The 12,918-nt window shown below is 34.7% G+C and carries 13 protein-coding genes; 9 read left to right on the top strand and 4 right to left on the bottom strand.

Features of this window, described 5'->3' with window-relative positions; genetic code table 11:
• Window positions 1-379: 379 nt before the first annotated feature.
• Together J8M14_RS07585 and J8M14_RS07580 are read left to right on the top strand one after the other, a co-directional pair.
• Window positions 380-2,278, top strand: coding sequence for a hypothetical protein (locus J8M14_RS07585; protein ID WP_211073994.1), 1,899 nt, complete (start codon window positions 380-382; stop codon window positions 2,276-2,278).
• Window positions 2,279-2,435: 157 nt separating this feature from the next.
• On the top strand, window positions 2,436-3,584 hold the full coding sequence (locus J8M14_RS07580) for a DUF664 domain-containing protein (RefSeq protein WP_211073993.1): 1,149 nt from the start codon (window positions 2,436-2,438) through the stop codon (window positions 3,582-3,584).
• Between the two features lie 34 nt (window positions 3,585-3,618).
• On the opposite strand, the gene J8M14_RS07575 is transcribed toward J8M14_RS07580, so the two are convergent.
• The gene (locus J8M14_RS07575; protein ID WP_211073992.1) at window positions 3,619-3,948 is read right to left on the bottom strand and encodes a hypothetical protein; all 330 of its coding nucleotides are present in this window, start codon (window positions 3,946-3,948) and stop codon (window positions 3,619-3,621) included.
• Between the two features lie 513 nt (window positions 3,949-4,461).
• Here J8M14_RS07575 and J8M14_RS07570 point away from each other — a divergent pair.
• Window positions 4,462-4,617 carry a hypothetical protein gene (locus J8M14_RS07570; RefSeq protein ID WP_211073991.1) on the top strand — a complete coding sequence of 52 codons (156 nt, stop codon included), beginning with the start codon at window positions 4,462-4,464 and terminating at the stop codon, window positions 4,615-4,617.
• A gap of 29 nt (window positions 4,618-4,646) precedes the next feature.
• Here J8M14_RS07570 and J8M14_RS07565 read toward each other — a convergent pair whose 3' ends face one another.
• Window positions 4,647-5,237 carry a riboflavin synthase gene (locus tag J8M14_RS07565; protein ID WP_211073990.1) on the bottom strand — a complete coding sequence of 197 codons (591 nt, stop codon included), beginning with the start codon at window positions 5,235-5,237 and terminating at the stop codon, window positions 4,647-4,649.
• A gap of 78 nt (window positions 5,238-5,315) precedes the next feature.
• On the opposite strand from J8M14_RS07565, the gene pdxA reads away from it, so the two are divergent.
• From pdxA to accC, 6 genes are all read left to right on the top strand, one after another.
• Window positions 5,316-6,371: a 4-hydroxythreonine-4-phosphate dehydrogenase PdxA gene (gene pdxA / locus J8M14_RS07560; RefSeq protein ID WP_211073989.1), complete on the top strand. Its 1,056-nt coding sequence runs from the start codon at window positions 5,316-5,318 to the stop codon at window positions 6,369-6,371.
• Between the two features lie 340 nt (window positions 6,372-6,711).
• Window positions 6,712-7,251, top strand: coding sequence for a DUF177 domain-containing protein (locus J8M14_RS07555; RefSeq protein ID WP_211073988.1), 540 nt, complete (start codon window positions 6,712-6,714; stop codon window positions 7,249-7,251).
• A gap of 9 nt (window positions 7,252-7,260) precedes the next feature.
• Window positions 7,261-7,458: a 50S ribosomal protein L32 gene (rpmF, locus tag J8M14_RS07550; protein ID WP_024768393.1), complete on the top strand. Its 198-nt coding sequence runs from the start codon at window positions 7,261-7,263 to the stop codon at window positions 7,456-7,458.
• 294 nt (window positions 7,459-7,752) lie between these two features.
• Entirely contained in the window at window positions 7,753-8,748 is a 996-nt protein-coding gene (locus tag J8M14_RS07545; RefSeq protein ID WP_211073987.1) for a beta-ketoacyl-ACP synthase III, read from the top strand.
• Window positions 8,749-8,778: 30 nt separating this feature from the next.
• Window positions 8,779-9,276 (top strand): acetyl-CoA carboxylase biotin carboxyl carrier protein, encoded by a 498-nt coding sequence (accB, locus tag J8M14_RS07540; RefSeq protein WP_211073986.1) that lies wholly within the window; start codon window positions 8,779-8,781, stop codon window positions 9,274-9,276.
• Between the two features lie 91 nt (window positions 9,277-9,367).
• Window positions 9,368-10,714, top strand: a complete 1,347-nt coding sequence (gene accC, locus J8M14_RS07535; RefSeq protein ID WP_211073985.1) for an acetyl-CoA carboxylase biotin carboxylase subunit — start codon at window positions 9,368-9,370, stop codon at window positions 10,712-10,714.
• A 60-nt stretch (window positions 10,715-10,774) separates the two neighbouring features.
• Here the strand turns inward: accC and J8M14_RS07530 are convergent, their stop codons facing one another.
• Together J8M14_RS07530 and J8M14_RS07525 are read right to left on the bottom strand one after the other, a co-directional pair.
• Window positions 10,775-11,473, bottom strand: a complete 699-nt coding sequence (locus tag J8M14_RS07530; RefSeq protein ID WP_211073984.1) for a response regulator transcription factor — start codon at window positions 11,471-11,473, stop codon at window positions 10,775-10,777.
• Window positions 11,470-12,765 carry a HAMP domain-containing sensor histidine kinase gene (locus J8M14_RS07525; protein ID WP_211073983.1) on the bottom strand — a complete coding sequence of 432 codons (1,296 nt, stop codon included), beginning with the start codon at window positions 12,763-12,765 and terminating at the stop codon, window positions 11,470-11,472. Before J8M14_RS07525 ends, J8M14_RS07530 begins: the two co-directional genes overlap by 4 nt.
• Window positions 12,766-12,918: the final 153 nt, after the last annotated feature.

Genomic DNA, 12,918 nt, shown 5'->3' with positions numbered 1-12,918 from the left:
TATCTAAAAAATATACGTACAGGTGTGCCTGATAAAAACACCTAATGATCTGATAGTATAGCAGGCAGAGCAGCTAACCTGTGAATCACATCCTAAATGTATCACATACCATATGTAATAAAAGACTGCCCTTGATATATAGACACATAAACTGGGCTGTTTTTTTTGTAGTACATGTTGACTTCTTGATTTTTAACACACTAATGATATAAAGTAGTAGTATTAGATTATTAGATACCAAGGGAAATCAAGATATTACATTCATGCCATAATGGTTGAATCTCCTCCCCCTCTTAATTTTTCTCTTCTTATGCTTACTCCAGAGTCTTTATTACCGCTTCTGACACACAATGTTTAAAAAACCTTAAAAATTAAAATTATGAGTTTTATTCTTAGAGGCAATCTGGCAGGGGAATTATGCGCAGATTGTAAGGAGCCTTTGACAGGTTCAATTGTTCGTTTTTATCGCGTAGAAGACCTTCAGATCGCAGTGGCCAATGTAGCTGCAGATGTAAAGCAAACCTTAGCGGTATTGGATGAAAAAACAGTAGCAGCAAAAGCCAAATATTTAGTGGCTGAAGCCGAAATTGATGAGAATGGCAACTATGAAGCCGTTTTGGATAATGATGACCAGTTTTTCGAAACTCCGTTGATGATCGATGTGCTTACTAAAAATGTACCTAATCAAAAAAGTGAGGACAAAAAACCTGTGCAATTTACGATTACCACTGTACAACCACAATGGAGACAGTTTGAAAATGACTTTATCTTTACCTGGAGATATTGCTTACCCGCCAGATTCTGGTGTATGATTCGCAGTTTGTTCGATGCCTGGGTGATTTGTGGTAAAATCGTTTCTTGCGAAGATCAGGAAACACCTGTTATTGGTGTTAAAGTCACAGCATTTGATGCGGATTGGATCACTGATGATGAACTGGGATTTGACAATACAGATAGTAATGGACATTTTAGGATTGATTATACTAGTAAAGATTTCAAACAAACTTTTCTTTCTCCATTAATTAATGTGGAAACTCCTTTTCCACCTTTTAATAGCGGACCGGATGTATACTTCAAGGTAGAAACCGGCGGAGGAGTTGTAATATATGAAGAAACCAGATCTGATGGTAAAAAGAGAGAACGATCTAATATAGGACATTGCTTTTGTATAGAGGTATGTGTTCCTTTTGATGTTCCACCCCCACCAGTTGCTAGTGTATGGACTAATGTTGGTGAGGCATTTACAATTCCAGTAGGTGTTAATCTTAATGATTTTGATTCCGCTGGATATGCCGGAGGGTTGAAATATGCTATTACAGGAAGTCCAAAGATGAAAGGCCAAGTAGCAATCAGTAGCACTAATAAGCCTCTGGATGGTAATCCGATTGAGTATCGTTTTAGAGTTAGTGATAATGTGACTGGAGTGAATGGAGCACCTTTTATAGATGAATCTAATTTCACCAAAACTGTAGGTGTTGATACTGGCTTATTTGTAAGTGCCGAGGTTGGTAAAATGTATTATTTTGGGACCCCGTTTAAAGTAGTAAAAATTTTCGCAGCGCAGGCGGACTTTGACGCAGATGGTTGGTTGGATGTAAATAAATCTGTATTAAGAACTTTTACTGATGATCCCACCTTGAATCCAGCGGATTTAACAGACCCTGTAGAAAGCGACAAGTGGAATTGGATAGATATTGATAATTTATTGGCTGTTAATACCGCTGCTTTAACAGATAATTCAATGCCTTCGGTTAGCAATCCGGGAGATGTTGTGCCCGTTGCAGATCGCAAAGGGATAGAAAAGATTGCCTTGCGATTTGAAGTACGGGAAGTAATAAATAAAGCAACAAATAGTTTTAACTACTTGCCAGCAAGTGGTCAAACACTAAATGCAATGGTAGTAAATAATACTCAGGCAATAATGTCTTTTGATGTGGTGAAGTTACTCGCCAATCCGTGTGATCCAATATCAGGAGATATTGATGTTGCTTATACTGTGCATCATCCGCATCTAGAAGATGTAAGAATCAATATCAAAAGTAATAGCAATACAATTAATTCTAATCTTACCGGTACAAACTTATCATTGGTGAATAATACTAATGATAGTTTGAATCATCTTAATGATAATTCATTATCCATTACTGGGGCACCTAATAATATTAGTTTGATTACTTGTGCTTATATAGCTACCTTAAGTGTAAAGCGTAGATTACATAATGGGGAATCAAGTGTGTCCACAGTTCCTAATCAAAAGGCGTTCTACTATAATGCATAGGTAAGTAATTTGATAAAAATGATTGGATAATCCTAATCCTGTAAAAGCTCTGAGGTGAATTTCTCAGAGCTTTTTTTGCAATTAGTTTATATAGAATTATTTAAAAAAGGTTGTAATTTAGCAAGCTTAATTGGGGAATAAACAAATCAATCAAAAAATGAAATTCAACAAATTATCTTTGATAATAGGAGGTTTCCTATTGTCTATCTACACCTTAACAGCTCAGACTAAAGAAATAACCAGAGAATGGGTTTCTTTTGAGCAAGAAGTAGCAGTGAAAACAAAAAAGAAGGTACAGTTTAAGGTGCGCGCCTATCTTAAAACCGAAGGTAGTAATGACAATAGTGTAGCTGCACTTTGGGCAGGAGTAGAAAACAAGAATGACGAAAATGGTTTTGGGGCAAGTGTTCAAGACAGTATTTTGATAAAACCAAAATGGTCACCTTATGAGATTGAGGGACATTTTGATGAATATGCAGAAAAACTGACTTTTGGAGCTTATGTGGTGAGTAATGGTAACTTTTACTTTGATGATTTTGAACTCTTTTTTAAAGAAGAAGGAGGAGAATATCAAAAGGTAGATGTTAGTAATCCGGGTTTCGAGAATAAAGTAGACAAGGATAACATTCCGGGATGGCAACAAGATACTGATAAAGAAAAAAATGTTTTAAAGGTTAAAGGTTACACTTTTAAATCTACTGATAAGTCTCATAGTGGTAAGTCTGCTTTATTGATTGAAGGAAGAGAAGTGCAACAGGATTCTTCTAATTATATCACAGTAGAAGAAGGGTTTACCCCACAGATTGGAACACTGATCTCTATGCTTAACAATCTAAGTAATAGGGTCGAAAGAGTGGTAAAAGATTTAGATATAAGACAAACCGACCATCTTCTTGATGAAAAAGCAAACAGGATTGGAGCACTGGTAATGCACCTAGCTGCCGCAGAAAAGATTTACCAAAACATGACTTTTGAGAATCGTAGATTCAATGATGAGGAAAAAGAACAATGGCAAGCTGGTCTTAGTCTTGGAGAAGAGGCAAGAGAAAAATTTCAAGGAAAACCAATTTCGTATTACCTGGATATTTATAAAGAGGTTAGAAAGAAAACTATAGAAGAATTAAAAAAACGTAACGATGAGTGGCTGGAAAAATCTTGGCCTGGTGCACCAATGAACAATCACTTTGCCTGGTTTCATGTCATGGAACATCAATCTAGCCATTTAGGACAGATCCTAATGCTAAAGAAGAGAATTCCTGAAGAGGAAAATGAAATCGCAATTCCAAAAGAAGAAGTTGATAAATAACTAAATATAATATACTGGTATAATGCTATTAGAATTATACCAGTTTAATATCTTCTTTAAAAAGCATGTGGATATATTCTGCATGATTATTTACATCATGTTTATTTTCTACACAGTGAAAAAGTAAATGGATTAGCCCATAATCTCCAAGACTATCTCTATATTCGTGTCTTTCTTTGTTTTTAACCCAAAGAATAAAACAACAAAGGTGTCCGATTTCTCCTAGTTTTTGAGGATTTTTCAAGCATTCCTGAAACTCTTTTAACTCCATTCGGGCGTATTCATCATATTTCCGTTTACAAAAGTTGTAATCAAAAGTATGTTTATAGGACTTTAGCTTTCTATTTTGTATTTCGTAATTCATACCGCTCATAACATAAAATCATTTTCATCAGGTATTTATGGTGCCATTTATACAAGATTTGGGTTTAAGTAAATTTGGAATAATTCCATAACAAAAATACAAAATTAGGAATAATTCCAATTATCAAATTCATTAATATTTTGATATAAATTCATAACAAACCCTATTCCGAAATATTCTGTATATGCTAAAGTTTAATAAAATATTATGGTTTTTTAAGATCTGAAATAGAAGAATTAACACTTTGGGAAGTGAAGGGTGAGCATAAAAATTATATTTACAAGTAATTAAAAAACAATTAGATACGTAGAAGTAGGTGGAGAAAAAGCTATATATAAAGAATAAGATATGGGGATATAATAACACTATGGTTGTTAATAAAACCTAATAAGTTTATTTTTAAAAAAATAGCGCTCCTATTATATTTATAATCGAATTTATCTTGTCTGGCATGTTTTTTGGGGAAAGAACATACAGAATATACAAGGAATACAAAAATTAAAAAAAGTAGTTATGCGGTATAAAGTAATTGATGCTAAAAGCCAGTATTTTGGTAAAGTATTAGATTTCGAATCCTGCTCACACCTAAAAGACTTAGCAGGGGTACTTCTAAAGATCGAGAAAAACAAAGTTTCACTTTTTAAATTTAATGAGGTAGAACTGGTTTAGCTTTGGTTCTACTTCTTTTTAGGATTTGCTTATTTTCCTAATTCTGTAATTCTTTTCACATATTTACCAATTACATCAAACTCTAAGTTGACGGTAGTTCCTTTCTGGAATGTGTTAAAATTAGTATGTTCATAAGTGTAAGGAATAATAGCTACGCTAAATTCGTGCTTTTTAGAATTAACCACAGTAAGGCTCACCCCGTTAACGGTTACAGAACCTTTTTCTATGGTAATATTGCTTAATGCAGGATCATAACTAAAAGTAAAATACCAACTACCATCTGATTCAGAGATTGCTGTACAAACTGCCGTTTGATCTACATGGCCTTGTACAATATGGCCATCCAGTCTAGCTCCAAGTTTCATTCCTCGTTCCAGATTAACGAGATGTCCTTCTTTAAGGTCGCTTAAATTAGTTTTATCCAAGGTTTCTTTAATAGCGGTAACCGTATAGGTGTCACCCTTGATCGAAACTACAGTAAGGCAAACTCCGTTATGCGCAACACTCTGATCGATTTTTAATTCTGAAGTAAAATTCGCACGTACCGTAATATCCAGATTTTCCTTATCGTTTTGTAAAGATGTAATCATTCCTAATTCTTCAATGATACCTGTAAACATAAATGCGAATTATTTAGTTAAATTTGTGACCTTAAAGTTTGAAACCTTATTCAAAAGATCAAAAATACTGATTAAAGCATGAAGAAAGAAGAAAAAATAAGATTAGGAATTTCTATAGGTGATCTTAATGGTATAGGGAGTGAAGTGGTACTGAAAACTTTTGAGGATTCCCGAATGCTGGATTTTTGTACTCCAGTGATTTTTGCTTCAGTAAAGATTCTTTCTTTTTTGAAAAAACAATACAGCATTAATACTAGTCTTCATGGAATTGATAAGACTTCTCAAATACTTGACGGTAAAATCAATGTGCTTAATGTGTGGAAAGAAGGTGTAGATATCAAATTTGGGGAAGAAGATCTAAAAATTGGAGGCTATGCGATAAAATCATTAAAAGCAGCGACCACAGCTTTAAAAAATGATGAAATAGATGTTTTGGTAACTGCACCAATTAATAAGCGTAGTATTCAGTCTGAAGAATTTAAATTCCCCGGCCATACAGATTATTTGGATCAAGAATTAGAAGGTAATAGTTTAATGTTTATGATTACCGATGGTCTTAAGGTGGGGTTGCTTACTGACCACGTAGCAGTAAAGGATATTGCAGAAACTATTACCCCTGAGCTTATAGAGCAAAAAATAAATACGATTCATAAAGCTTTAAAACAGGATTTTGCTATTGCTAAACCCAAAATAGCTGTATTAGGGATCAATCCTCATAGTGGAGATAATGGTGTTATTGGTAAAGAAGATGAAGAGACATTAAAACCTACGATCAAAAAAATAAATGAATCTGGTAAATTGGTTTATGGACCTTATGCTGCAGATAGTTTTTTTGGTTCTGATAACTACAAGGCGTTTGATGCTATTGTAGCTTCATACCATGATCAAGGATTAATTCCCTTTAAAACATTATCCTTTGGCAAGGGAGTCAATTATACTGCTGGTCTAAATAAGGTGAGGACTTCTCCGGATCACGGTACCGCATTCGAAATTGCAGGTAAGAATAAAGCAGATAATAGTTCTTTTAAAGAAGCCGTTTTTGCAGCACTTAGAATTTTTAAGAATAGAAAAGAATATGCAGAGTTGACCAAAAACCCTCTAAAAAAACAACCTCGTAAACCACAACAGAAGTAGGTGAGTGTTGGAAAGGTGAGTTGTTGAGTATGAGGTGAGACCAAAATCTAAACATATAAAACTTAAATATTTTAGTAACAGATTCTAATTATAGTTTTTTATAATGCTTAGTTTGTTTTCAATTCTTCGGTTTTTATGTTAAATAAAAATAATAGGTGTTTAAATAGATCTCTGATCTCATCACTCGCAGCAAGCAAAGCGAAGCGCCCTCATCACTCAACTACTAAATGTACTAACTTTCTGATATAATTTTGTTTATAAAAATACTTTCATTACATTTTTTTGTTATCTTTGCACCCGCCTTAACCAAATTGGTGGGTGGTATGAAACTGATGTTGAAATGAAACAACTTAAAGAGTATACTATTCCTTTTGTTGGACTGAAGCAAGGAATACACCAGTTTGAGTATGAGATAGACGATACGTTCTTTGAGCATTTTGAGTATGATGAGTTTAATGCATCTGCTGTAAAGATTGATTTGGATTTCAATAAGAAGACAACAATGTTCGAACTTGATTTCAAAGCCTCTGGAACGGTAAATGTAAATTGTGATCTGACCAATGAACCGTTTGATTTGCCTATAGAGAATGAATTCTTTTTGGTAGTTAAATTTGGTTCAGCATATAATGATGAGAACGAAGAACTTTTGATTTTGCCTCATGGGGATTATGAAGTTAATGTTCAGCAATATATTTATGAACTTATAGTGTTGGCAATGCCACCCAAAAGAGTTCACCCCGGAGTTGAAGATGGAACTTTAGAATCAGACATACTTGAAAAACTGGAAAAATTAAGTCCAAAAGAGAATACAATAGAAAATGATAATGAGGAGACAGATCCTCGTTGGGATAAATTAAAAAACTTATTAAACGATAAATAATACCTAGCAATGGCACATCCTAAGAGAAAAATCTCGAAAACAAGAAGAGATAAAAGAAGAACACATTATAAAGCTTCTGTACCACAAATTGCTACAGATCCTACTACAGGAGAAGCGCATTTATATCATAGAGCACACTGGCATGAAGGTAAATTATACTACCGAGGTCAGATTGTTATAGATAATACAGAAGAAGAAGTAGCATAAGCATAATGTTAAAATTATGTCCAGAACTCTCACAATTGTGAGAGTTTTTTTGTTTTTAGTTGAATATGTGTCAAAATCCAATTATTTTGCGCCATATTTGCATGTAATTTAGTAATTTCGACGACTTTTTAAGCGTTTTTGTGCTATAGCTCGTGAAATGAGCATAATGCAGAATTTTAAAACATTTCGGTGAAAACTGATTAAAATCTTGTGTTAGAGTGGTTATAGTACCATTGCGAATTCCATCTGATCTTTGAAAAAAGATAAAAAAACAGATGAAACTAAAACTAAGATATGAGTAAAATCACAGCCGCAATCACAGCTGTAGGCGCATATGTGCCAGATTATGTGTTAACCAATAAGATTTTAGAAACTATGGTTGACACTAACGATGAGTGGATTACCACTCGTACAGGTATAAAAGAACGTAGAATACTAAAGGAAAAAGGAGAAGGGAGTTCCTTTTTAGGAATTAAAGCAGCAGAAGATTTGATTGCTAAAAAAAATCTTGACCCTAAGGAGATAGATATGGTGATTTTCGCTACTGCTACTCCAGATCTTCCTGTAGCTGCTACAGCGGCATACGCGGCATCAGAAATAGGTGCGGTAAATGCTTTTTCTTACGACTTACAAGCAGCCTGTTCCAGCTTTTTATATGGAATGTCTACAGCTGCTAGTTATATAGAATCCGGGCGATATAAAAAAATACTATTGATAGGGGCAGATAAGATGTCATCTATTATTGATTATACAGATCGTACTACATGTATCATCTTTGGTGATGGTGGTGGAGCAGTTCTTTTTGAGCCTGATGAAGAAGGTTTAGGTCTACAGGACGAGTACTTGCGTACTGATGGTATCGGAAGAGAATTCCTGAAGATTGAAGCAGGAGGTTCTATTTTACCTCCTTCAGAAGATACCGTAGCAAAAAGACAGCATTTTGTTCAGCAAGATGGTAAAACGGTATTTAAGTATGCAGTTTCTAATATGGCTGATGCTAGTACTAAGATCATGGAACGTAATAATTTGACGGGAGAAGATGTAAATTGGTTGATCGCACATCAGGCAAATAAGCGAATTATTGATGCTACTGCCAGAAGAATGGAATTAGATGAGAATAAAGTTCTTATGAACATTCAAAGATATGGTAACACCACCTCAGCAACGTTACCGTTATTGTTACACGATTACGAAAAACAACTCAAAAAAGGAGATAATATAGTATTCGCCTCTTTCGGAGGAGGATTTACTTGGGGCGCCATTTATCTAAAATGGGCCTATAATTCCTAAACAACTAAAACACACAATACCCACAACATTATGGATTTAAAAGAAATTCAGAATTTAATCAAGTTCGTTGCCAAATCCGGCGCTAGCGAAGTAAAATTAGAGATGGATGACGTTAAAATCACCATCAAGACCGGATCAGAAGATAGTAAAGATACTACAATCGTACAACAGATACCTGTAAGTAGTCCTGTAGCTCCTCAAGCAGTAGCACCGGTTCAACAACAGGCTGCACCTGTAGCAACAACTCCTGTAGCTTCAGAAGAAAGTGCATCTGATGATACTTCAAAATATATAACGATTAAATCTCCTATTATAGGAACACTTTATAGAAAACCATCTCCTGATAAGCCTACTTTTGTAGAAGTAGGGGACTCTATTAAAGAAGGAGATGTGTTATGTATCATCGAAGCGATGAAACTTTTCAATGAAATCGAAAGTGAGGTTTCAGGAAAAATAGTAAAAGTATTGGTAGATGATTCTTCTCCTGTAGAATTTGATCAACCACTTTTCTTAATAGACCCATCATAACCCAATTTTAAAATTCCAATAGACAAATCCTTACATCCAGTTGATCTGGAATTTGGATCTTGGAATTTGAGATTTTTAAATTTTAGAAGTTATGTTTAAAAAAATTCTAATTGCAAATAGAGGTGAGATTGCAATGCGTGTAATCAGAACCTGCAAAGAGATGGGTATCAAAACAGTAGCAGTATACTCTACTGCTGATGCCGATAGTCTACACGTTCGTTTTGCTGATGAAGCTGTATGTATAGGGCCAGCTCCTAGTAGCGAATCTTATTTAAAAATGGCAAATATCATTGCAGCTGCAGAAATCACTAATGCAGATGCCATACACCCAGGATATGGTTTCTTATCCGAAAATGCTAAATTTTCTAAAATCTGTGAAGAGCATGAGATCAAATTCATTGGTGCAAGTGCAGAGATGATTGACAGAATGGGAGATAAAGCATCGGCGAAGTCTACTATGATAGAAGCTGGTGTACCTTGTGTACCAGGAAGTGAGGGTGTAATTCCTGATTTTAAAACTTGTATAAAAGTAGCAAAAGAGACCGGTTATCCGGTAATGCTTAAAGCTAGTGCAGGTGGTGGAGGTAAAGGTATGCGTGCTGTTTGGAAAGAAGAAGACCTGCAAGATGCTTGGGAATCTGCAAGGCAAGAAAGTAAAGCTGCCTTTGGAAATGATGATATGTATATGGAGAAGCTGATCGAAGAGCCTCGTCATATCGAAATACAAGTTGTAGGAGATAGTAATGGTAGAGCTTGCCACTTAAGTGAGCGAGATTGTTCTGTACAGCGTAGACATCAGAAATTAACCGAAGAGACTCCTAGTCCATTTATGACTGATGACCTAAGAGAGCGTATGGGTGAAGCAGCAGTAAAAGCAGCTGAATATATAAAATATGAAGGAGCAGGAACAGTAGAGTTTTTGGTAGATAAACACCGTAACTTCTACTTTATGGAGATGAATACTCGTATTCAGGTAGAGCATCCGATTACAGAGCAAGTAGTAGATTATGACTTGATAAGAGAACAAATATTAGTTGCTGCCGGAGTTCCAATTTCTGGTAAAAATTATATCCCACAGCTGCACTCTATAGAATGTAGAATTAATGCAGAAGACCCGTATAAAGATTTCCGTCCTTCACCGGGTAAGATCACTAATTTACATATCCCCGGAGGACACGGAGTAAGAGTAGATACTCATGTATATAGCGGATATAGTATTCCGCCAAATTATGACTCTATGATTGCTAAGTTGATTACTACTGCACAAACTCGTGAAGAAGCGATCAATAAAATGAAAAGAGCATTAGATGAATTTATCATCGAAGGTATAAAAACGACTGTTCCTTTTCATAGACAATTAATGGATCATCCGGATTATGTGTCTGGAAATTATACTACAAAATTTATGGAAGATTTCGAAATGGAAGCTCCAGAATAATAATTTATAAAAAGCCTCGATGATTCGGGGCTTTTTTAGTACCATCATTTCCTGGATACGTTAAGAAGTTTCGGCCACGTCAAGAATAAATCCTTTTCCGTGTACATTTTTGATATGAATAGAAGGATCTTTACTTAGATACTTACGTAGTTTATAAATAAAAACATCCATACTTCTTCTGTTAAAATAATCATTCTCTCCCCAATAGGTATGCAATGTTTTTTTACGATCCAGCAATTGACCTTTTTGTAGACATAGCTCTCTTAAAATGTCTGCCTTTTTTGAAGTAAGCAGTCGTTTATCATCTTCAAAAGCTAGCAGTTGATTTTGATAATCAAAAAAATAACCTCCCAATTGAAAATGTACGGTATCACATTGTGGTTGATGATGGACCCTTTTTAAAATAGCATGGATACGTGCAATAAGTTCTTCTTCGTCAACAGGTTTTACGATATAATCATCGGCACCTATTTTGAATCCTTTTAACTTATCAATTTTTAAAGCCTTGGCAGTAAGAAAGATCAATGGCATTTCTTGTCTTCGTTTTTTGATTTCTTGTGCAACCGAGAAACCATCAAGAACAGGCATCATAATATCCAAAATACAGAGGTCAAAGGCATCTTGGTTAAATTGCTCTAATGCTTCTTTACCATCGGTAGCCAACGTAACACAAAAATCGTGCATCGTTAAATATTCCTTTAAGATATATCCTAAGTTCTTATCGTCTTCAGCTAGTAATATTTTGGGTGTTGCTTTCATACGATGGGTAAATTAACAGTAAAAATGCTTCCTCTTCCTAATTTACTCTCCAGAGTAATGTTTCCTTGATGCGCATCTACAATTTCTTTTACATAACTCAACCCGATCCCAAACCCTTTTACGTTATGTATATTTCCATGGGTCACTCTATGAAACTTATCAAAAATCATTTTTTGCTGCTCCTTTTTGATGCCGATACCATTATCTTCAAAAGAAATAGAAACGTACTCCTGCCACTTTTGCGCTGTTATCTTAATCAGTGGATGGTTATGGGTATATTTAATAGCATTATCTATGAGGTTATAAAATACATTCATCAAGTGGATCTCATCCCCATTAACAAATATTTCCTCATCCTGAGCCTGATACTGTACTTTTCCGCTATGTTGTGTTAGCAGCATTTCAAAACTGTCAACAACCTTGTCAATCGTTGTTTTTAGGTTTACTCTCTTTTTATCAATAGCAAATTTATTAGCATTTAATAATGATAATTGCAGAATTTTATCTACCTGATTTTTTAGGCGTTTCCCTTCATTATCAATTACATCAACATAACTCATCATTTTACCCTGCTCTTCTGTATTCATACTTTTTCTTAGCGCACCAGAGGCCAGACCAATACTAAAAATAGGAGTTTTAAATTCATGAGTCAGATTGTTGATGAAATCATTTTTGATATCAGACAACCGTTTTTGCCTTCTGATGGTAATAATGGTATAGAGAAATCCGGACAGTATAAATAATATGAATACGATAGATGTAAACAGTGTACCTTTTATCTGATCAAAAACGTATGCATTAAACGATGGGAAAATAGCAAGTTGATAATCATTTCCTTGAAGATCTCTTACATTACACGTAAGTTTTGAAAAGCCAAAAGTTCGCGTTTCATTTCTATTGGAACAATGAGAATTATTTATAACAAGTTCGGTTGCGTCTCCTGCTACAAGGGTATTACTATGGTTACTACCGTGTTTGTAAATTCCAAAAGTATAGTTTAGGGGAAGGTTGCATCTAGCAAATGAGGAGTCAATAAACTTAGAAATAATACTCTTAACTTTTTCTTCATCTTTATTATTAATGATTGCTTGATGAATTTCACTTGCAGCAAAGGGATCCTTGCGGAAAAGCTCTCCCGTAATCGTGGTCGCCATATCTACTTTTTGTTGAAAAACCTGGCTATTGGTTCTGATTGATTTATTTATCCAATATACCTGGATGCAGATCAAACCAACCAAAGACAACAAAGTAATAATAACTACGGCAGTTATAGTTCTCTTATTCAATGGCATACGTAAGATTTTATAGCTGCAATATACTATTCGTTGCTAAGATTTTAAATCGGTTAACTTCTCGTTAACTCTTTTAACTTTCTTATAAGTCTCATTAGCATTTTGATAGCCCATATCGATAGAAGGATGCACTTACTTTGAAACAACTTTAAA

The sequence above is a fragment of the Aquimarina sp. MMG016 genome, from assembly GCF_018100805.1.
In the GTDB taxonomy this organism is placed as follows: Bacteria; Bacteroidota; Bacteroidia; order Flavobacteriales; family Flavobacteriaceae; genus Aquimarina.
The sequence above is the reverse complement of the archived record's forward strand: the minus strand, read 5'-3'. Positions and strand labels throughout refer to the sequence as shown.